Source organism: Xanthomonas cucurbitae (assembly GCF_002939885.1).
In the GTDB taxonomy this organism is placed as follows: domain Bacteria; phylum Pseudomonadota; class Gammaproteobacteria; order Xanthomonadales; family Xanthomonadaceae; genus Xanthomonas; species Xanthomonas cucurbitae.
In genome coordinates this window covers 24,167-42,726 of sequence record NZ_MDED01000006.1, presented here as the reverse complement: position 1 = coordinate 42,726, position 18,560 = coordinate 24,167, and the positions used below count along the sequence as shown (strand labels likewise).

Below are 18,560 nucleotides of genomic sequence, written 5' to 3'. Positions count from 1 at the left end.
CTTGTCTGCCCGGATGGGGTATCGATCACGGGTAGCAGGGCCATACTGCGGTGGCCAAGCGGATCGCGTGACGCGTACAGGGGGTCAGTGCGCGTGCGTGCGCTGGCTGTTCAACTCGACCAGGTGCTCGTGCAGATTGCCTGCATCCTGTGCGCTCGGATTGAGCAGCACGTAACGGGACAGATCGTGGCGTGCACCGGAGCGATGGCCCAGGTGCAGGTAGGCCATGCCGCGGTCACGTAGTGCCTCGGGTTGGTCCGGAACCAGCTTCAGGATGCGGTCGGCGCTGCGCGCGGCCCGGTCCCAGTGCTCGGCGTCGGCGTAGACGCCGTGCAGGTTGCGCAGGATGCGGATCAGGATCGTGCGGTGCGGTGCCGGGTCGAGGATCTGCGCCAGCGCACGGTCGTCGGGGATCTCGCCGCCCAGGTGCGGGCGGGCGCGCTCGCGTAGCTCGTCCACGCCCAGCGGGCGACCGCCGTTGAACGGGTCCATGACCAGCACGCCGTCGTCCACCGGCAGGCGCACCAGGAAATGTCCGGGAAACGACACACCTGCCAGCGGGATCCCCAGGCGCCGCGCCACTTCGATCTGCACCATCGCCAGCGAGATGGGGTTGCCCAGGCGGCGCTCGAACACCTGGTTGAGATAGCTGTTGCGCGGGTCGTAGTACTCGTCGTGATTGCCCGAATACCCCAATTCATCGAACAGGTAGCGGTTGATCGCCGCCATCTTCAATGGCCACAGGTCGATCGCGTCCACTTCGCGGCGTAGGTGTTCGACATGGCTCTGCACCAGCGTGTCGTACAACCCGGCGTCCAGCTGCGGATACTCGTCGCGCGCGATCAGCAGCGCGGTGGACATCAGCGGCACCGCCTCGTCATCCAGGCTGGCGAGCGCGGTCCAGTGGGGAAGTGGGAGCATGTCGACCATGCTGCCAAGAGTGTCGGCAAGCGGCATGGGGTTCAAGTCCGGTACTTCCTGACAGGCGACACCGCATCGCTGTGAATCACTTCAGCTTGGGAATGTCCGGGCTGAAAACAAGCTCGCTGCCGTCCTGGAGGTTGAGCCGGGCGGCCTGGCCGGCATTGAGTTCCAGCACGTAGCGCGCCGGCCCCTTGCTGGGGTAGGGCGGGCAGGCATCGCCGCCAGAGCAGGGCGGCACGTCGCGCTGCTGCGACACCAGGCGGCGCTGGTTGTCGAAATACAGGATGTCCAGCGCGATCTTGGTGTTCTTCATCCAGTACGCCAGCGGTTCCTGGCGGTCGTGGATGAACAGCATGCCGCGGTCCTCGTCCATGGCATCGCGGAACATCAGGCCCTGGGTGCGGTCGGCGTCGTTCTGCGCCACTTCCACCCGGTAGCGCGTGCCGGCCAGCTCCACCCATGGGCCGCGGCTGGCGCAGCCACCGAGCAGGATCAGGCAGGCAAGGGCGAGGAAGCGGACAAGGTGCATGGGGCAGACCGACGAGGCGAGCAATGGCGCACCATCTGCCATGCGTCGATGCGCGTCAAGCCGCTGGCGCGCATCCGGCACAAGGCAGGCTCGGTGACGGGGGGGAGTCGGCGCGCTTGCGGGGAGCTTGAGAACGCGCGTTGCAGTCGTCGTGCGTCAGAGCACGCGCGGCGGTTCGCCTCCGACGATCACCACATCGGCCGGGCGGCGCGCAAACAGGCCGACGCAGACCACGCCGGGGATCTGGTTCAAGCTGCGCTCCAGTGCCACCGGATCGGTGATCTGCAGGTTGTGCACGTCCAGCACCACGTTGCCGTTGTCGGTGACCACGCCGTCGCGCCACACCGGCTGGCCGCCGGTCAACGCCAGGATCTGGCGGGCCACCAGGCTGCGCGCCATCGGGATCACCTCCACCGGCAGCGGGAAGCGGCCCAGCACCGGCACCTGCTTGCTCGGATCGATGATGCAGATGAAGCGCTCGCTGGCCTCGGCAATGATCTTCTCGCGCGTCAACGCGGCGCCGCCGCCCTTGATGAGGCAACGGTTCGGATCGCACTCATCGGCGCCATCCACATACAGCGACAGGTTGCCGGTGTGGTTGAGGTCCAGCAACTCGATGCCATGCTGGCGCAGCCGTGCGGTGCTTTGTTCGGAGCTGGACACCGCGCCCTTGATGCGCTGGCCGATGCGGCCCAGTGCATCGATGAAATAGGCCACCGTCGAGCCGGTACCCACACCGACGATCATGCCGTCTTCCACGTAATCGATCGCTTTCTCGGCGGCCAGGCGTTTTGCTTCGGACATGGGTAAGAGCTCGGGATTGGGGAATCGGGAATCGCAAAGGCGGCTGGTCGCGGCTATTCCATCGCCAGCAACAGCTTCCATTGCGCGGCAGTCACCGGCAGGATCGACAGGCGGTTGCCGCGCGCAATCAACGCAAAGCCTTCGCCCAGCGCGTCGGCGTGCTGCTTGATCTCGTCCAGCGCGATGGTGCGCTGGAGTTTGCGCTCGAATGCCACGTCCACCAGCATCCAGCGCGGATCTTCGCGGCTGGACTTGGGGTCGTGGTAGTCGGATTTCGGGTCGAATTGGGTGTCGTCCGGGTACGCCGCGCTGGCCACCTTGGCGATGCCGACGATGCCAGGCACCTTGCAGTTGGAGTGGTAGAACAGCACGCCATCGCCCGCCCGCATGCCGTCGCGCATGAAATTGCGCGCCTGGTAATTGCGCACGCCGTTCCACGGCTCGGTGCCGACGCGCTCCAGATCATCGATGGAAAAGGTGTCCGGCTCGGACTTCATCAACCAGTAGCGCGTGCGGGCAGTCATACGGAAACGGCGTCGTCTTTCAGGAAGGTGGCGTGTTCGGTGCAGATGGCGTCCACCGCCACGTCCCAGGGTTCGGTCGGCAGGGCAGGCACCTGTTGTGCGGCGAAGCCGACACCGACCAGCCACGGCGGCGGCGCCTGGCGATGCCGGAACGCGAAGCTGCGATCATACCAGCCGCCTCCCATGCCCAGCCGCCGGCACGCCGCATCGAAGCCGGTCAGCGGGGCGATCACCAGGGCCATGTCCTCCGGTGCCAGGGTGTCGGCGCGGTCTACGTCCGGTTCCGGAATGCCGTAGCGATTACTGGTCAGCCCCTGGCCGGGGCGCCACGGCGCAAAGCGCAGCACCCGCCCGTCCAGCAAGGGCAGGCAGTAGCGCACGCCGGCCGGCAAACCGAGTTGCCAGCGGTGCAGCGCGATTTCGCCATCCATTGCCCAGTACCCGGCCACCGCACCGGTCTGCGGTGCGAATGGCAGCGCCAGCAGACGTTCGCACAAGGTATCGGCCGCCGCCAGCCGCTGCGCTGCCGGCAGCGCACGGCGCTGGGCGCGCAGCCGTTGACGCAATGCGTTTCTGTCGTCGGTCATCGGACGCTCGTGACGAAGGGAGGGAGCAATGTGGTTGCTGCGCGGTTGCAGCGACACGGGGCGATTGTCGTGGGTTTGGCGACAGAGACGCAAAAAGAAACGACGCCCGGAGGCGTCGTTTCAGATTTGCATTCTCCGCCGTGACGATGCGGGCGAAACGACCTTGAACCCGGGGTTCAAGTGGGAACGTTGTGAGGCCATCGGGCTTCCCGCTACAAGGCGGACTTGCACACCCGGCTTCGTCGCGCCCCCATGGTCGTCATTAAGGGACAAGGCGAATGTTTTGCACGCTGTCGTTTACAGCAGAGAACGCAGGTGAAGTATAGACCTCTGCGGCGCGATGGCTAGCCCATTCGTCGGCGCGCGCGTTCAAAAGTTCATCTTTGCGACGGCAGTGCGACGTACGCCTCAACGCGGCGTGTCGGCGACGCTGTCCAACCGGCGATTCAAGGTGTCCAGCGTGGTGGCCAGTTCACGCTCGTAGCGTGTCTGCTGCTCTCGCACCTGTTGCAATTCGTGCGCCAGATTCAGTGCAGCCAGCACGGCGACGCGATCGACGGCAGCCATGCGATTGCTGCCGCGGATCTCACGCATGCGCAGATCCAGCAGGCGTGCCGCTGCGGTGAGGCTCTCGCGCTCTTCCGCCGTCACGCCCACCGTGTATTCACGATCCAGAATACGCACGCTGACCGGTTCGTTGTTGCTCACGTGTGCTGCTCCAGTGACTTCAGGCGCGCGATCATCGCTTCCACGCGCGAGCGTGCCTGCTCGTTCTTGGTCAGCAATTGCGCGCGTTCGCCGATCAGTTGTTCCTGCTGGTGGCGCAGGCTGCGGTTTTCGTCGCTCAGCCGTTGAGCACGCTCGACCAGCGCCTCCACGCGGGCGGCAAGTGCGCGGATCTGGGCGAGGGCAGCGGCATTGTCCATGTGCCCACGATAGGGGGGCGTGCGCGCAGCGGTCAAGCGCTCGCTGGACGGGCGGTTGCGCCGCGCAAGGTCAAGCCTGCCAAGGCCTGCAGCCAGCGGCAGCGACACGCACGACATGCGTGGAACGCTGCATGGAACCTCAAGCAAGAGGTCGAGCGGAGGCCGCCTTGGTACACTGGAACGTCAGCTTGCCCGCCAGCGTGCGGGCACCTTTCTGCTCTTAGCCTGGATGACTCGATGGATCTGCCTGACGTGACCGCTGTGCAAACCGAAAGCCGCCAGCTTGCGCTGGCGTCGTCTGCGGCGGAATTGCATGGCGGGCTGTGCGGGTGGCTGTCCGGTGGCGGCGCCGATGGCGCCGACTGGCTGGCGCGCATCCTGGCCGAACCCTCCCAGATGGCGCCCAAACAGGGCGGCGCGCTGGATCAGCTGCGCCAGGCCACGGTCATGCAGCTGGAAGACCGCGACTTTGCGTTCGAGCTGCTGCTGGTGGAGGACGGCGCCCCGCTGTCGGCGCGCACGGATGCCTTGTTCGACTGGTGCCGTGCATTTCTGGGTGGGTTCGGGCTGGCCGCGCAGCAGCACCCGGCGCTGACCGAGGAAGGCGAGGAAGCGTTGCAGGATCTGGCGCGGTTGGCGCAGGCCTCCAGCGAGGATTTCGATGCCGGCGAGGAAGACGATGCCGCGCTGGCCGAGATCGAGGAATTCGTGCGCGTGGCGGTGCTGTTGCTGCATGGCGACTGCGTGATGGGGCCGCGTTTCCGCCAACGTCTGAACTGATCGTCGCACCGACATGAAAAAGCTCACCGGGATCGGCGCGGCCGAATACGCGCGCCGGCGCAAGCAACTGATGCAGATGGCCGGCGAGCACGCCATCCTGATCCTGCCGGCCGCGCCCGAGCGTGTGCGCAGCCATGACACGCATTACCCGTACCGGCAGGATTCGGACTTCTGGTATCTGAGCGGGTTTCCCGAACCCGAAGCAGTGTTGGTGCTGGTGCCTGGCCGCAAACATGGCGAGGCGATCCTGTTCTGCCGCGAGCGCGATGCCGAGCGCGAAGCCTGGGACGGCCCGCGCGAAGGCCAGGAAGGCGCGGTGGAGCACTATGGCATGGACGATGCCTATCCCATCGACGATGTGGACGAGATCCTGCCGGGCCTGCTGGAAGGCCGCAGCCGGGTGTACTACCACTTCGGGCGCGACGTCGATTTCGACCTCAAGCTGATCGGCTGGCTCAAGCGCGTGCGCGAGCAGGTACGCCACGGCGCGCAGCCGCCGCACGAGTTCCTGGAGCTGGGCCATCTGCTGCACGAGCAGCGCCTGTTCAAGTCGCGCGACGAGATTGCGTTGATGCAGCAGGCGGCCGACATCAGCGTGCGTGCGCATCGTGCGGCGATGCGGCTGGCACGCCCGGGCGTGCACGAATACGCGTTGCAGGCCGAGGTGGAGCGCGAATTCCGCGCCGCCGATGCGTGGCCGGCGTACGGCAGCATCGTCGGCACCGGCAGCAATGCCTGCGTGCTGCATTACCGCGCCAATGCGGCGCGCTGCCGCGCCGGCGAGCTGGTGCTGATCGACGCCGGCGCCGAGTACCGCGGCTACGCCGCCGACATCACCCGCACCTTTCCGATCAATGGCCGCTTCACCCCGGCCCAGCGTGCACTGCACGATCTGGTCGGTGCCGCGCAGGCCGCTGCGCTGGCCCAGGCGCGCCCCGGTGTGGCCTACGAAGCCGGGCATCTGACGGCAGTGGAGACCCTGACCGAAGGCCTGCTGCGCCTGGGCCTGCTCAAGGGCAAGCTGGAGCGCAACATCGCCGAAGGCCATTACAAGCGTTTTTATCGGCATAAGACCGGTCACTGGCTGGGCCTGGACGTGCACGATGTTGGCGACTACAAGCTGGCCGGCGAGTCGCGCCTGCTCGAGCCCGGCATGGTATTCACCATCGAGCCGGGGCTCTATGTGTCCGCTGACGACACCTCGGTGGAGGCCAAGTGGCGCGGGATCGGCATCCGCACCGAAGACAATGTGCTGGTGACTGCCGATGGGCATCGCGTGTTGACCGATGCACTGGCACGCAGCGCCGAGGAGATCGAGGCAGACATGGCAGGCGCGCAGGCCTGAGGCCGCCGCCTACGCGCTGTACGGGCACCGACCAGCGGGTGATCGTACCGTGCGTGCCCACGCCTGCCATGCCCGCGCCGCGCACCACATTCACGCGTAGGAGCGCGCTGGCGCACGATGAAGCGTTATCGGCAAGGCCACAGCGTGCGCCAGCCTGCGTCACCAGCCAGTGCCGCCGACGCGATCTACTGATCGAGCTGGGGCGTCTGCGTGCGCTCGGGCTGCGGCACCTGCTCGGCGGGGCCGGCGAGCTGGCGCGCACGTTCGAACGACTGCTCTTCCGGTGTGTTCAGTGCCTGCTCGGTGTTCATGCGCGCGCGCAGGTGGGCGTGATGGGTGGGGTCGCCCTCCACCACGAACACGTTCTCGCCGTTGTGCACGCCGTTGCCATAGGCCTGGCTCATCAGGACGTGGTCCACGCGCGACAGGCCGTTTTCCTTGGCCAGCGGCAACAGCGCGGCAGTGAGCCGCGCGCTGGCCTGGTCGGGTGTGCGGCCGTGCGCGGCGTCGATGGCATGCACGCCGCGTTCGATCTGCTGGTACATCGCGTGGTCGGGATGCGAGGCCTGACGGGGGTCGTTCATGGGAATGCTCCGTGCGGGACAGGACGGGTCATGGTACGTCGAATACCGGGCGCGTCAGGTTTTCCGGCGCCTCGTCGGTGCAGACGACTTCGTCTTCGATGCGGATGCCGCCATAGGGCTTGAAGTGCTCCACGCGCTGCCAGTCGATGCTGGCGGCGTGGCCGTTGCGCTTGACCTCCTCCAGCAGCATGTCGATGAAGTACACGCCCGGCTCGATGGTCACCACCATGCCCGGTTCCAGCACGCGGGTCAGGCGCAGATACGGATGCCCTGCCGGCCTCTCGATGCGGCCGCCGCGGTCGCTGGCGGCAAAGCCGGCCACATCGTGCACCTGCAGGCCGATCAGGTGGCCCAGGCCATGCGGGAAGAACGCGGCGCTGACGCCGGTGGCCAGTGCCGCCTCGGGCGAGACGGTGAGGATGCCGAACTCCTTGAGGATGCCCATCAGCGCCAGGTGCGCGTCCACATGCAGCTGTTTGTAGTCCACGCCGGCACGCACGCTCTGGCCCATGCGCACCTGCGCGGCGTCCACCGCCTCGATCAGCGCCTGGAACTCGCTGCCGGTGTCGGCGGCGTAGGTGCGGGTGATGTCACTGGCATAGCCGTAGGCCGAGGCGCCGGCATCGATCAGGAAGCTGCGCAGCGGTTGCGGCGGCTGCTGGCCCAGCTCGGTGTAGTGCAGCACCGCGGCATGTTCGTTGAGCGCGATGATGTTGCCGTACGGCAGCTCGTTGGCGTCCTGGCCTACTGCGGCGCAGTACGCCATATGGATGCCGAATTCGCTCTGGCCGGCGCGGAACGCCGCTTCGGCGGCGCGATGGCCGCGCACCGCCAGTTGCTGGGCGATACGCATCAGCGCCAGTTCGTAGGGCGTCTTGAAGGCGCGCTGGTACTCCAGGTCATCCAGCACCGGCGGCGGGTTGTTCGGCACGTAGGCACCGAGCGCGCTGTTTGCCTCGCCCAGGATGGCGCAGCGTTCGCTGCGCGCGGGCAGCAGTTTCAGGGCCTCCTCGGGCGTGCGGATGATGTGGATGTCGCAGTACTCCACCCACCAACCGTTCGGCGCATCGGGCACCACGTGCCAGTAGTCGAAGGGTTGATGGAAGATTACCGTCGGGCGCTGGCCCGGGGTATAGACCAGCCAGCTGTTGGGCACCCGCGTCAGCGGCACCCAGGCCTTGAATTGCGGGTTCACCGCGTACGGGTAGTCGCGGTCGTCGAACACCTGGTAGTGCAGGTTGCCGCTGGGCACCACCAGGTGATCGAAGCCGCCGCGCTGCAGCGCCTGGTCGGCGCGCGTGCTGAGCGTGCGCAGGTGGTCGGAATACAGGTGGCTGAGGGAAGGCTGGGGCATGCGGGACTCGATCGGCAATGCAAAGGCAGGGCGCGATTTTGCCGCAAACCCGGTGAAGGGGTCAGCCGACCAGGTGTTCTTCGGCGATCCAGGCGCGCAGGCGCAGGCGGTGCGGTTCGGACAGGCTCAGGAAGCGGAAGCCGGCCCAGGCCTGCCCCGGCGCGTGCGCCGCGTCGGTCCACAGCAGATGCACGCCGACATCGATCTCGGTGCTGCGGCCACTGCGCTCGGGCAGGCTGAAACGCAGCTGGTACAGCGCATCGTCGCGCAGCGGAGCCGAGGCCAACAGCAGCATGCCGGTTTCGGAGACGTTGCCGACGCGGCCGATCTGCGCCTCGCTGAGCATGTCGATGACCGGCACCAGGTCGCTGGGCTGGCGACGGGGGGCGCGGCGGGTGTCCTGCATCATGGGGACGCCTCTGCGGAGGAGTGGCCGGCCAGGCTGCGCAGGGTGCGCACGGTGGCATGCCAGGCGCGGTCGATCAGCCGCGATTTGTCTTCCACCAGCAGCCGTGCCTGGCCGCTGGCCATCAGCCGTGCCAGGGCGTCGAGCGAGTAGTCGCCCAGTTTCTGTCCGCGTTGATTGACGAACAGCGCGTGGTCGGTCATCGGGCTGTACCAGGACAAGCGCTGCCGTCGCAGGTCGCCTTGCTGATTGAGGGTGAATTCGAACCAGGTGCCGAACGGCAGGCTGCGCAGCCGGGCGTAGCAGTCCTCTTCGGCCGCCGTGCGCGGGGCGGCTGCCGGTTTGCGTTGCGCATCGTCGCCCTGGTCGCCCAGCCGCGCACGCGCCTTGAGTCTGGCGGCCAGTTCGGTGCGCGAGGTGAGGTCGTCTTCGCCACCGGGCGTGGCCAGGCGCCGCGCGATCGCGGCCGCTTCATCGTGGTGATAGCCGACCTGCAGCAGCGCGGTTTCCACATCAGTGGCGAGCGCGGTGTCGATGGGCTCACCCTTGCTGCGGCAGGTGACCTCGGCAATGCGCGCGGTCAAGGCCTGGCGTTCGTCCCATTCGGGCGACGGCCCGCCCTGGCGCAGCAGGGTGAGCGTGAGCACGTCGGACCATGCCTGGCGCAGCAACGACTGCACGAAGCGCGGCGGTGCGCTGCGTTCGCACAGTTCCTCGATGCGTGCCTGGGCCTGTTGCTTGGCCAATTCCAGGCGTTCCTTGCCGCGTGCGGCATCCACATGCCGGCGCTCGGCGACCTCGGCCTTGCGGCCGTGTGCGCGTAGATGCGCCTGGATGTCGTCGTTGGCCGCGGCAAACACCGCCTCGTCGCCCTGGTAATTGACGACCACGCTGTCGACCACGCTGCCCAGCTTGTGCAGCAACTGCGGGTCGGTCTCGTCTTCGCTCAGCCACGCGGCGCCGGACTCGGCAACGCTGTTGAGCAACTCGCGCATCGGGTGCTGGTCGCGGACGAAGAAATGCGCGTCGGCCAGCGCAGCGCGCAGCGCGGGCACCTGCAATTTGGCTAGCAGGGCCCGCGCCGGCGCGCGCTCGTGCACTTCGCGCTGCATCTGCGCATAGAGCAAGCCCAGCAGATCGAAGGTGTCGTTGTCTTGCGAAGAGAGCGCCGCATCCGGGCCATGCTGGGCGCGCAACAGGTCGATGACCTGGCGCTGCAGCGTGTCGATGCCGGTTGCCGGCACAGCCGCCGCCGCAGGAGCGTGCAGCGCCTGTTGCAGGCTGGCCAGTGCTTCGCCAAGCGCGGCGGCGGGCACGGCGAGCGCTTCGGCCTCGGTGGCCGATGCGACCGGGTGCGCAGCGGCGGCCTGCACCAGGCTGCCCGGCGCGCCGGCGTGGGCCGCGTGGCGCGATGCCTGCGCGTGGCGAGCCGACGACAGCAGGCCGCCGAGTGCATGCACGGCACCGCTGAGCACGGGCGCGCCGGGCTGCACGTCGGCAGCAGCGACAGCAGCCCCGGCCGTGGCAGGCGCGAGGGCCGTGCCGTCAGGCGGGTCGAGCAGTGCGCTTTGCCAGGCGGTCGGCGGGGTGGACGCTGCATTCCGGGCCGTGGCCGGATGCGCTGTACGTGCGGCGCTGCCCACGCCGCTGTGCGCGGGAGCATCTGTAGCCGACGGCGCTGTGCGCCGGGTCCGGACCTGGGTCGGTTTGACCAGGTAGGGATGGTAGATCAGCCCCGGCAGAATGCCCTCGTGTTCGAGCGTGGCATTGGCGCGTTCGAGCAGATCGCCCAGCCGCTCCATCAGTTGGCGCACGAAGACCTTGTACAGGGTGATCTGCCCATCCTGGTTAAGCCCCAGGGCCAGGCCACAGTCGCGCACGATCCGGCATAGCGCATATGGGCCCAGCGGCACGGCTTCCAGTTCGAACTCCGGCACCGCGCCGATCACGGCCAGCCGCTGCGACAGCAATTGCAGCGCGTCGGCGCGTCGCGAGGTTTCGCGCCGGGCGATCTCGCCGAGCACGATGTCGCGGTCGATGTCGCTCTCTTCCACCAGGCTGAGCATGGGTGGGAACGCCGCTGCGTCCGGTGGCGGCAACAGTGCCGGACGCTCCTGCAAGTTGGCCAGATCCTGCGCCAATGCGTGCAGGAAGCGCTGCGGGAACTGGTCCAGATGCTCGCGCAACCCACGCGTCTGCGCATAGGCATCGGCCTGCAGCTGACTGCTGCGCGCATGCTCGGCCTGGTGCAGCAGCTCGCGTTCCAGCTCGACGATGGTCAGCCGCAGCGGCCCGCCCAGCGCCTGCACGCAGTGCGCCTGCAGCATGCCGAGCAGACGTCGGCCGCGCGCGGAGACGGGCGCATCGGCAATCGGGCCAAGGAGCGTGGGTGGCTGGGAAAAGGCGGGCATGGGCATTCGGGGGAGGCAGGCGCGGTTCGAAGCGTGAGCTATGTAGCATGTTTTCCGCTTGCTCAGCGAACAGCTGTGCCTTGGCTGCATGCGGGAGCGAAGACAGTGGCGATTGCAGAGCGCGAACCGGTGCCCGCGTGCAGCGGCGGCTGGCCGTTTGCCGGACAGGTGCGGTCGGTGGTAGGTATCGGTAGGCCGCGCTCAGTCCAGGAACAGCTCCACCACGTCGTTGGTGAAACGGCGGCCCAGTTCGGTAGGCAGCACGCGCCCGTCGTGCTCGACCAGCCAACCTTGTGCCACCGCCTGCGCCAGTGGTGCGGCGATGGCCGCTGCCGGCAGCCCGGTACAGGCTTCGAAGTCGCCCAGCCGGAAGCCTTCATGCAGCCGCAGCAGGTTGAGCATGTACTCGAACGGCAATCGTTCGCGTGGCACGCTGTCGTCGCCGCCGATCGACGCCTCAGTGCCGGCGCTGGCCAGATAGCTTTGCGGATGCTTGTGTTTCCAGCGGCGCAACACCTGCTGCTGCGCGCCCGAGCTGATCTTGCCGTGCGCACCGGCGCCGATGCCCAGGTAGTCGCCAAAGCGCCAGTAGTTGAGGTTGTGCGCGCACTGCCGCCCAGGCTTGGCATACGCGCTGACTTCGTACTGCGCATAGCCGGCGTCGGCCAGCAGGCGTTGGCAATGTTCCTGGATATCCCAGGCCGCATCGTCGTCGGGAATACCCTTGGGCGGCCGCGCGAAGAACACCGTGTTCGGTTCCAGCGTGAGCTGGTAATGCGACAGATGCGTGGGCTGCAGCGCGAAGGCGCGCTCCAGATCGTGCTCGGCCTGGGCCAGCGTCTGCTCTGGCAGGGCGTACATCAGGTCGATGTTGACATTGTCGTAGCCGGCATCCTGCGCCAGCTTGATCGCACGCTCGGCCTCGCCGCTGTCGTGGATGCGCCCCAGCCGTTGCAGCGCCACATCGTCGAAGCTCTGCACGCCGAAGCTCAGCCGGTTCACGCCCGCTGCGCGGTAGTGCTCGAAACGGCCATGTTCGGCGGTGCCCGGGTTGGTTTCCAGGGTGATTTCCAGACGCGGCGCAAACCGCAGCCGCGCCGCGGCCGCCTGCAGGAAACGGTCGATCGCTGCGGGTGGAAACAGGCTGGGCGTGCCGCCGCCGAAGAACACCGAATGTACCACCCGGCCCCAGACCAGCGGCAGATCCGCATCCAGATCGCGGATCAGTGCATCGACATAATCGTCGAACGGCAACGCGCCCTTGGCCGCATGCGAATTGAAATCGCAATACGGACATTTGCGCACGCACCAGGGCAGGTGCACATAGAGCGAGAGCGGGGGCGGGATCAGGTCAGGCATGACACCATGTGTCGGTCACAGCGCCAGTGCATGCAGCTTGTGCTGCAGCGTGGCCAGCGCCACTGCGCGATGGCTCAGGCGGTTCTTCAGGTCGCTGTCCATTTCTGCGGCGGTCAGGCCATGCACCGGGTCCAGGAACACCGGGTTGTAGCCAAAGCCACCATCGCCGCGCGGCGCGGTGGTGATGACGCCTTCCCAGCTGCCTTCGGCGATCAGCGGTTGCGGATCTTCCGGGTGGCGCAGCAGCACGATCACCGCATAGAAACGCGCGCTGCGGCGCTCGGCCGGCAGCTCGCGCATCGCCTCGAGCAACTTGGCGTTGTTGGCGTGTGCGTTGGTGGGGCTGCCGGCATAGCGCGCGCTGTAGAGGCCGGGCGCGCCGCCCAATGCATCCACGATCAGGCCCGAGTCGTCGGCCAGTGCCGGCAGGCCGGTCACCGCACTGGCGTGGCGCGCCTTGATCAAGGCGTTCTCGACGAAGGTCAGGCCGGTTTCCGGCACATCCTCCACGCCCAGCGCGCCCTGCGCCACGATCTGCAGCGGCAGGCCGGCCAGCATGGCGCGCAGTTCTTCCAGCTTGCCGGCGTTGCCGCTGGCCAATACCAGTTGTTTCATTGCCTGGCCTCCAGCAGATCCCACGCCGTGTCGTACAGCGTGGTCAGGGCGATACGCCACTTCATCCGGCCAGCGCGGCGCGTTGCAGCGCAAACAGCTCGCCCATGCCTTTTTCGGCCAGCGACAGCAGCGCATCGAGTTCTTCGCGACGGAAGGCGTGGCCTTCGGCGGTGCCCTGCAGCTCGATGAATCCACCGCCGTCGTTCATCACCACGTTCATGTCGGTGTCGCAGTCGCTGTCTTCCGGGTAATCCAGGTCCAGCACCGGCTCGCCGCGGTAGATGCCCACCGACACTGCCGCCACCGCGCCGATCAGCGGGTGCTTCTTGATGTCGCCACGCTTGAGCAGCAGGTTCACCGCATCGGCTAGTGCCACATAGGCACCGGTGATGGCTGCGGTGCGGGTGCCGCCATCGGCCTGCAACACGTCGCAGTCCAGGGTGATGGTGCGCTCGCCCAGCGCATTGCGTTCCACGCAGGCGCGCAATGCGCGGCCGATCAGGCGTTGGATTTCCAGCGTGCGGCCGCCTTGCTTGCCGCGTGCGGCTTCGCGGTCGGAACGGGTGTGGGTGGAGCGCGGCAGCATGCCGTATTCGGCGGTGACCCAGCCTTCGCCCTTGCCGCGCAGGAACCCCGGCACGCGGTTTTCCACGCTGGCGGTGCACAGCACGCGGGTGTCGCCGAAGCTCACCAGCACCGAGCCTTCGGCGTGGCGGGTGAAGGAGCGTTCGATGCGCACCGGGCGCAGCTGATCGGCCGTGCGGCCGCTGGGACGGGAAAAGGTCATGCGATGAGTCCGGAAGTCGGGAGGTTGTCAGGTCGCCACTGCGCAGCGTGCAGGCAGCTGGCAAGGGCGGCTAGGGTACCATTCGCGCTTTGATGGAACGGGATTGACGATGATCCGAAGCATGACCGCGTTTGCCGGCGGCGAACGCATCACGCCCTGGGGCACGCTCGGCTGCGAGCTGCGCTCGGTCAACCACCGCTTTCTGGAAGTGGGCACGCGCCTGCCGGAGGAATTGCGTGCGCTGGAGCCGTTGCTGCGCGAGCGCGTGGCGGCCAGGAACAGCCGCGGCAAGCTGGACCTGACGCTGCGCCTGCGCGCGCCGGACAACGCGCAGACCCTGGCGGTGAACGAGGCGCTGCTGCAGGAACTGGGGGCGCTGGCCACGCGCCTGGACGCGAGCTTCCCAAGGCTGCAGGTGGGCTTCACCGAGCTGCTGCAGCTGCCCGGCGTGCTGCAGGTGCAGGATGTCGATGCGCCGGCCCTGCAGGCGCAGGCGCTGGCGCTGCTGGACGAGGTGGTGGACGGCTTCGTCAGTGCACGCGAGCGTGAGGGCGCCAAGCTGGCCGAGGCGATCAGTGAGCGGGTGGATGCGATCGAGCGCATCGCCGCGCAGGTGCGCAGCCTGATCCCGGTGATCCGCGAAGGCCAGCGCGCCAAGCTGGCCGCACGCCTGGCCGACCTGCCGCATCCGGTAGACCCGGGCCGTGCCGAGCAGGAACTGGTGCTGTGGCTGCAGAAACTCGATGTGGACGAGGAGCTGGACCGGCTGTCCAGCCACATCGGAGAGATCCGCCGCGTGCTCACGCAACGCGAACCGGTCGGCCGCCGCCTGGATTTCCTGCTGCAGGAGTTCAACCGCGAGGCCAATACGCTCGGCTCCAAGTCGGTGGACAGCCGCACCTCCAACGCCGCAGTGGAGCTGAAGGTGTTGATCGACCAGATCCGCGAGCAGGTGCAGAACATCGAATAGCCGGGAATAGGCAATCGGGAATGGGGAATGGGGAATCGTCAAAGCAGGTACGATTCACCCCTGGCCTGCTTGCTTGGCGCGGTGCCCCATTCCCTATTCTCGACTCCCTATTCCCTAAAATGCGCGGCACTCTCTATATCGTTGCGGCCCCCTCGGGCGCCGGCAAGAGCAGCATCGTCAACGCCACCCTGGCACGCGACCCGAAGATCGCCTTGTCGATCTCGTTCACCTCGCGCGCGCCGCGGCCGGGCGAACGGCATGCCGAGCACTACCATTTCGTGTCCGCCGACGAGTTCCAGGGCATGATCGAAGCGGGTGATTTTTTCGAGTACGCGCTGGTGCACGGCGACTGGAAGGGCACCGCACGGCAGTCGGTGGAGCCGCAGCTGGCCGCCGGCCATGACGTGCTGCTGGAGATCGACTGGCAGGGCGCGCGCCAGGTGCGGCAGAAGGTGCCCGATGCGGTGAGCGTGTTCATCCTGCCGCCGTCGCGGCAGGCGCTGGACGAGCGCATGCGCAAGCGCGGCCAGGACAGCGAGGACGTGATGGCGCAGCGCCTGGCGGCCGCGCGCGAAGAGATGCTGCATTTCGAAGAATTCGACTACGTCATCATCAACGAAACCTTCGATACCGCCGTGGCGGAGATGTGCGCCATCTTCACCGCCAGCCGCTTGCGTCGGCAGGCGCAGCAGCAGCGGCATGCGGGGCTGATCCAGGCGCTGCTGGAGTAACGACCAAGGGCACGTGGCGCGGTGATCGGGTCGTCGCGTGGCCGGCGTGCCGGGCCGCAGTGGGCAGGGTGGCGATCGGCACGCGGCGGCTCCAAGAGGCGCACGCGCTGGGGCCGGGGCGTCGTTCTGCGCACAAAGTCGAGGAAACGGGACGATGGCCCTTGCCCAAGTTGCTGATTCCAAAGGCAACCTAGCGGCCGCCGGTTGCCTGGGCCGTGTAGCGGGCGTACACTCCGCCCCCTTTCCCTCATTCGATGCGCGGCCGTTGCTGGTCGCCGGGAGCCCGCATGGCCCGCATTACCGTAGAAGATTGCCTGGAAGTCGTGAACAACCGTTTTGAGCTGGTCATGATGGCCTCCAAGCGCGCCCGTCAGCTCGCCAACGGCGTGCAGCCGCTGATCGAAAACGCCGACGCCAGCGACAAGCCCACCGTGATGGCGTTGCGCGAGATCGCTGCCCGCCGGATCGACAATGCGCTGATCGATGAAGTCGAGAAGGCCGAACGCGAGCGCGCCGAGCGCGAAGCGCTGGAGTGGGCCGCCGCCGAAGTGGTCGCCGACGAAGACATGTCCAAGAACGACGACTGATTGCCCGCATCGCGGCGATCGATCCGAACAGTCCGCTTTATCGCGGGCTGTTTTCGTTTGGGGCGTTGGCGGTACGCCGGCGTGTGCAAACGTTTGCCGTCATTGCGCCACTGGCATAGTCTTCCGCCATGAACCCAGGCCCTACTGCCCAGGCGAGCGTGGCGAAATCCCCGCCCTCCGATCCGGCGATTCCAGATTACGTTCTGTACTTCGAGCGCGCTGCCAGCTACCTGCCCAAGGAGCAGCTGCCGATCCTGCGCCGTGCCTGGGAAGTGGGCGCCACCGCGCATGCCGGCCAGACCCGCAAGTCCGGCGAGCCCTATATCACCCACCCGGTGGCCGTGGCCAGGGTGCTGGCCGAGCTGGGCCTGGACATGGAATCGCTGATCGCCGCGATCCTGCACGACACCATTGAAGACACCCCGCTGACGCGCGAAGAGCTGGCCTCCGAATTCGGCGAAGCGGTGGCCGAGCTGGTGGATGGCGTCACCAAGCTGGACAAGCTCAAGTTCCGCGACCGCCAGGAAGCGGCGGCCGAAAGCTTCCGCAAGATGCTGCTGGCGATGTCGCGCGATTTGCGCGTCATCATGATCAAGCTGGCCGACCGCCTGCACAACATGCGCACGCTGGGCGCGCAAAGCACCGAGGCACGCGGGCGCATCGCACGCGAAACGCTGGAGATCTACGCGCCCATCGCCCAGCGCCTGGGCATGAGCCTCATCAAGTCCGAGCTGCAGAACCTGGGCTTCCGCGCGCTGTATCCGTGGCGCCACGCCATCATCGAAAAACACATCCGCAGCCAGCCGGTGGTGCGGCGCGAATCGATGGCACAGGTGGAAGTGCAGCTGTCGCAGCGGCTGGCCAGGGAAGGGCTGGAACACCGCCTGGTCAGCCGTATCAAGACGCCGTGGAGCATCTATTCGAAGATGCACGAGGAGAACAAGTCCTTCGACCAGGTGATGGACGTGTTCGGCTTCCGCCTGGTGGTGCGTACGGTGGCCGATTGCTACCACGCACTGGGCGCGGTGCATGCCAGTTTCAAGCCGCTGGACGGGCGCTTCCGCGATTTCATCGCGATCCCCAAGGCCAATGGCTACCAGTCGCTGCACACGGTGTTGTTCGGGCCGTACGGCTCGCCGATCGAGGTGCAGATCCGTACCGAAGAGATGGACCTGATCGCCGAGCGCGGCGTGGCCGCGCACTGGACCTACAAGGTGGGTTCGGCCGCGCCCAACAGCGCGCAGAGCCGTGCGCACGACTGGATCGTGGAGCTGATCGACTCGCAACGCGCGGCCGGTTCGTCGCTTGAGTTCCTGGACAACGTCAAGGTGGATCTGTTCCCGGACGAGGTCTACCTGTTCACGCCCAAGGGCAAGATCCTGGCGCTACCGCGCAATTCCACCGCGCTGGATTTTGCCTATGCGGTGCATACCGACGTGGGCAACCGCGCGGTGGCCTCGCGCGTGGACAAGAAGCTGGTGCCGCTGCGGACCAAGCTGGTCAGCGGGCAGGCGGTGGAGATCATCACCGCGCGCTCGGCCACGCCCAAGCCGCAGTGGCTGGAATTTGTGGTCAGCAGCAAGGCGCGCACCGCGATCCGCCACCAGCTCAAGCAGCTCGAACACGAAGATGCGGTACAGCTGGGCCACCGCATGCTCGACCGCGCGCTGGAAGCGATGGACTCCTCGCTGGAGCGCCTGCCCAAGGGCCGGCTGGATGCGTTTCTCAACGAACACCGTTACCCGCGCCTGGAAGCGCTGCTGGCCGATGTGGCGCTGGGCAACTGGATGCCCACCCAGGCCGCGCAGGCGCTGATGGCCTATGCCGAACTGCGCGGTGGCGGGCATTCCAGGCACTCGCACGAAAAGATCCTCATCGATGGCAGCGAGCGCGGCGTCATCAGCTTCGCCAATTGCTGCCAACCGATTCCCGGCGACGAAATCATGGGCTACCACACCGCCGGCAAGGGCATCGTGGTGCACCGGCTGGATTGCCCGAACCTGGCGGAGCTGCGCAAGTCGCCCGAGCGCTGGGTGCTGATCGATTGGGATTCCAGCGTCAGTGGCGATTACGACACCGCGCTGATCGTCGAGGTGGAAAACCGCACCGGCGTGCTCGCGCAGCTGGCCGCGGCCATTGCGCAGAGCCAGTCCAATATCGAACGCGTGGATTATCTGGACCGCGATTTCAATGCCGCGGTGCTGAGCTTCAATATCCAGGTGCGCGACCGCCGCCATCTGGCCGAAGTGATGCGCCGGCTGCGTCGCCTGCATGTGGTGCAAAGCGTAGGGCGGCAGTAACCCGCATCGCCGGGTCGGGCAGTCGCCGCGCAGGATG

At 67.1% G+C, this 18,560-nt stretch carries 20 protein-coding genes and 1 other RNA gene; 6 read left to right on the top strand and 15 right to left on the bottom strand.

The window, feature by feature from the left end:
• Positions 1-84 precede the first annotated feature (84 nt).
• The 8 genes from XcuCFBP2542_RS05120 to XcuCFBP2542_RS05085 form a co-directional block, all read right to left on the bottom strand.
• Entirely contained in the window at positions 85-966 is an 882-nt protein-coding gene (locus tag XcuCFBP2542_RS05120) for a SirB1 family protein (RefSeq protein ID WP_104602544.1), read from the bottom strand.
• Positions 967-1,006: 40 nt separating this feature from the next.
• Entirely contained in the window at positions 1,007-1,453 is a 447-nt protein-coding gene (locus XcuCFBP2542_RS05115; protein WP_104602543.1) for a DUF192 domain-containing protein, read from the bottom strand.
• A gap of 156 nt (positions 1,454-1,609) precedes the next feature.
• Positions 1,610-2,257, bottom strand: a complete 648-nt coding sequence (rpiA, locus tag XcuCFBP2542_RS05110) for a ribose-5-phosphate isomerase RpiA (RefSeq protein WP_104602542.1) — start codon at positions 2,255-2,257, stop codon at positions 1,610-1,612.
• 53 nt (positions 2,258-2,310) lie between these two features.
• A complete protein-coding gene (locus tag XcuCFBP2542_RS05105; protein ID WP_104602541.1) occupies positions 2,311-2,781 on the bottom strand; it encodes an EVE domain-containing protein in 471 nt (156 codons plus the stop codon).
• Positions 2,778-3,368, bottom strand: coding sequence for a 5-formyltetrahydrofolate cyclo-ligase (locus XcuCFBP2542_RS05100; RefSeq protein ID WP_372372302.1), 591 nt, complete (start codon positions 3,366-3,368; stop codon positions 2,778-2,780). The genes XcuCFBP2542_RS05105 and XcuCFBP2542_RS05100 overlap by 4 nt, the downstream gene beginning before the upstream one ends.
• 128 nt (positions 3,369-3,496) lie before the next feature.
• A non-coding RNA gene (gene ssrS / locus XcuCFBP2542_RS05095) (6S RNA) lies at positions 3,497-3,680 on the bottom strand.
• Positions 3,681-3,776: 96 nt separating this feature from the next.
• On the bottom strand, positions 3,777-4,076 hold the full coding sequence (locus tag XcuCFBP2542_RS05090; RefSeq protein ID WP_104602540.1) for a cell division protein ZapA: 300 nt from the start codon (positions 4,074-4,076) through the stop codon (positions 3,777-3,779).
• Positions 4,073-4,294: a TIGR02449 family protein gene (locus XcuCFBP2542_RS05085; protein ID WP_104602606.1), complete on the bottom strand. Its 222-nt coding sequence runs from the start codon at positions 4,292-4,294 to the stop codon at positions 4,073-4,075. Before XcuCFBP2542_RS05085 ends, XcuCFBP2542_RS05090 begins: the two co-directional genes overlap by 4 nt.
• Positions 4,295-4,531: 237 nt before the next feature.
• On the opposite strand from XcuCFBP2542_RS05085, the gene XcuCFBP2542_RS05080 reads away from it, so the two are divergent.
• Together XcuCFBP2542_RS05080 and XcuCFBP2542_RS05075 are read left to right on the top strand one after the other, a co-directional pair.
• Positions 4,532-5,074: a YecA/YgfB family protein gene (locus tag XcuCFBP2542_RS05080; protein ID WP_104602539.1), complete on the top strand. Its 543-nt coding sequence runs from the start codon at positions 4,532-4,534 to the stop codon at positions 5,072-5,074.
• Positions 5,075-5,087: 13 nt separating this feature from the next.
• A complete protein-coding gene (locus XcuCFBP2542_RS05075; protein ID WP_104602538.1) occupies positions 5,088-6,419 on the top strand; it encodes an aminopeptidase P N-terminal domain-containing protein in 1,332 nt (443 codons plus the stop codon).
• A 185-nt stretch (positions 6,420-6,604) separates the two neighbouring features.
• Here the strand turns inward: XcuCFBP2542_RS05075 and XcuCFBP2542_RS05070 are convergent, their stop codons facing one another.
• The 7 genes from XcuCFBP2542_RS05070 to rph form a co-directional block, all read right to left on the bottom strand.
• Positions 6,605-7,003 carry an XVIPCD domain-containing protein gene (locus XcuCFBP2542_RS05070; protein ID WP_104602537.1) on the bottom strand — a complete coding sequence of 133 codons (399 nt, stop codon included), beginning with the start codon at positions 7,001-7,003 and terminating at the stop codon, positions 6,605-6,607.
• 28 nt (positions 7,004-7,031) lie between these two features.
• The gene (gene pepQ, locus XcuCFBP2542_RS05065; RefSeq protein WP_104602536.1) at positions 7,032-8,357 is read right to left on the bottom strand and encodes a Xaa-Pro dipeptidase; all 1,326 of its coding nucleotides are present in this window, start codon (positions 8,355-8,357) and stop codon (positions 7,032-7,034) included.
• A gap of 61 nt (positions 8,358-8,418) precedes the next feature.
• Complete coding sequence (locus XcuCFBP2542_RS05060) at positions 8,419-8,766, bottom strand: PilZ domain-containing protein (protein ID WP_104602535.1); 348 nt, start codon at positions 8,764-8,766, stop codon at positions 8,419-8,421.
• Positions 8,763-11,180 (bottom strand): DUF1631 domain-containing protein, encoded by a 2,418-nt coding sequence (locus XcuCFBP2542_RS05055; RefSeq protein WP_104602534.1) that lies wholly within the window; start codon positions 11,178-11,180, stop codon positions 8,763-8,765. The genes XcuCFBP2542_RS05060 and XcuCFBP2542_RS05055 overlap by 4 nt, the downstream gene beginning before the upstream one ends.
• Positions 11,181-11,375: 195 nt before the next feature.
• The gene (gene hemW, locus XcuCFBP2542_RS05050; RefSeq protein ID WP_104602533.1) at positions 11,376-12,533 is read right to left on the bottom strand and encodes a radical SAM family heme chaperone HemW; all 1,158 of its coding nucleotides are present in this window, start codon (positions 12,531-12,533) and stop codon (positions 11,376-11,378) included.
• A 15-nt stretch (positions 12,534-12,548) separates the two neighbouring features.
• Entirely contained in the window at positions 12,549-13,148 is a 600-nt protein-coding gene (rdgB, locus tag XcuCFBP2542_RS05045; RefSeq protein WP_167526934.1) for an RdgB/HAM1 family non-canonical purine NTP pyrophosphatase, read from the bottom strand.
• 61 nt (positions 13,149-13,209) lie between these two features.
• The gene (gene rph / locus XcuCFBP2542_RS05040) at positions 13,210-13,935 is read right to left on the bottom strand and encodes a ribonuclease PH (RefSeq protein ID WP_104602531.1); all 726 of its coding nucleotides are present in this window, start codon (positions 13,933-13,935) and stop codon (positions 13,210-13,212) included.
• A gap of 109 nt (positions 13,936-14,044) precedes the next feature.
• On the opposite strand from rph, the gene XcuCFBP2542_RS05035 reads away from it, so the two are divergent.
• The 4 genes from XcuCFBP2542_RS05035 to XcuCFBP2542_RS05020 all read left to right on the top strand — a co-directional run bounded on the left by XcuCFBP2542_RS05035 (position 14,045) and on the right by XcuCFBP2542_RS05020 (position 18,523).
• Positions 14,045-14,905: a YicC/YloC family endoribonuclease gene (locus XcuCFBP2542_RS05035; RefSeq protein WP_104602530.1), complete on the top strand. Its 861-nt coding sequence runs from the start codon at positions 14,045-14,047 to the stop codon at positions 14,903-14,905.
• A 119-nt stretch (positions 14,906-15,024) separates the two neighbouring features.
• Positions 15,025-15,636, top strand: coding sequence for a guanylate kinase (gmk, locus tag XcuCFBP2542_RS05030; RefSeq protein WP_104602529.1), 612 nt, complete (start codon positions 15,025-15,027; stop codon positions 15,634-15,636).
• Positions 15,637-15,923: 287 nt separating this feature from the next.
• Entirely contained in the window at positions 15,924-16,223 is a 300-nt protein-coding gene (rpoZ, locus tag XcuCFBP2542_RS05025) for a DNA-directed RNA polymerase subunit omega (RefSeq protein WP_002812428.1), read from the top strand.
• A 128-nt stretch (positions 16,224-16,351) separates the two neighbouring features.
• Positions 16,352-18,523: a RelA/SpoT family protein gene (locus XcuCFBP2542_RS05020; protein ID WP_104602528.1), complete on the top strand. Its 2,172-nt coding sequence runs from the start codon at positions 16,352-16,354 to the stop codon at positions 18,521-18,523.
• The last annotated feature ends 37 nt before the right edge of the window (positions 18,524-18,560 follow it).

Bases quoted from the DNA above. Each gene is read 5' to 3' on its own strand.
- XcuCFBP2542_RS05105 (WP_104602541.1), bottom strand. From the start codon at position 2,781: ATGACTGCCCGCACGCGCTACTGGTTGATGAAGTCCGAGCCGGACACC.
- rph (WP_104602531.1), bottom strand. From the start codon at position 13,935: ATGACCTTTTCCCGTCCCAGCGGCCGCACGGCCGATCAGCTGCGCCCG.
- rpiA (WP_104602542.1), bottom strand. From the start codon at position 2,257: ATGTCCGAAGCAAAACGCCTGGCCGCCGAGAAAGCGATCGATTACGTG.
- XcuCFBP2542_RS05085 (WP_104602606.1), bottom strand. From the start codon at position 4,294: ATGGACAATGCCGCTGCCCTCGCCCAGATCCGCGCACTTGCCGCCCGC.
- XcuCFBP2542_RS05020 (WP_104602528.1), top strand. From the start codon at position 16,352: ATGAACCCAGGCCCTACTGCCCAGGCGAGCGTGGCGAAATCCCCGCCC.
- XcuCFBP2542_RS05055 (WP_104602534.1), bottom strand. From the start codon at position 11,180: ATGCCCATGCCCGCCTTTTCCCAGCCACCCACGCTCCTTGGCCCGATT.
- XcuCFBP2542_RS05070 (WP_104602537.1), bottom strand. From the start codon at position 7,003: ATGAACGACCCCCGTCAGGCCTCGCATCCCGACCACGCGATGTACCAG.
- XcuCFBP2542_RS05035 (WP_104602530.1), top strand. From the start codon at position 14,045: ATGATCCGAAGCATGACCGCGTTTGCCGGCGGCGAACGCATCACGCCC.
- XcuCFBP2542_RS05060 (WP_104602535.1), bottom strand. From the start codon at position 8,766: ATGATGCAGGACACCCGCCGCGCCCCCCGTCGCCAGCCCAGCGACCTG.
- rdgB (WP_167526934.1), bottom strand. From the start codon at position 13,148: ATGAAACAACTGGTATTGGCCAGCGGCAACGCCGGCAAGCTGGAAGAA.
- rpoZ (WP_002812428.1), top strand. From the start codon at position 15,924: ATGGCCCGCATTACCGTAGAAGATTGCCTGGAAGTCGTGAACAACCGT.
- XcuCFBP2542_RS05075 (WP_104602538.1), top strand. From the start codon at position 5,088: ATGAAAAAGCTCACCGGGATCGGCGCGGCCGAATACGCGCGCCGGCGC.
- hemW (WP_104602533.1), bottom strand. From the start codon at position 12,533: ATGCCTGACCTGATCCCGCCCCCGCTCTCGCTCTATGTGCACCTGCCC.
- gmk (WP_104602529.1), top strand. From the start codon at position 15,025: ATGCGCGGCACTCTCTATATCGTTGCGGCCCCCTCGGGCGCCGGCAAG.
- XcuCFBP2542_RS05115 (WP_104602543.1), bottom strand. From the start codon at position 1,453: ATGCACCTTGTCCGCTTCCTCGCCCTTGCCTGCCTGATCCTGCTCGGT.
- XcuCFBP2542_RS05100 (WP_372372302.1), bottom strand. From the start codon at position 3,368: ATGACCGACGACAGAAACGCATTGCGTCAACGGCTGCGCGCCCAGCGC.
- XcuCFBP2542_RS05080 (WP_104602539.1), top strand. From the start codon at position 4,532: ATGGATCTGCCTGACGTGACCGCTGTGCAAACCGAAAGCCGCCAGCTT.
- pepQ (WP_104602536.1), bottom strand. From the start codon at position 8,357: ATGCCCCAGCCTTCCCTCAGCCACCTGTATTCCGACCACCTGCGCACG.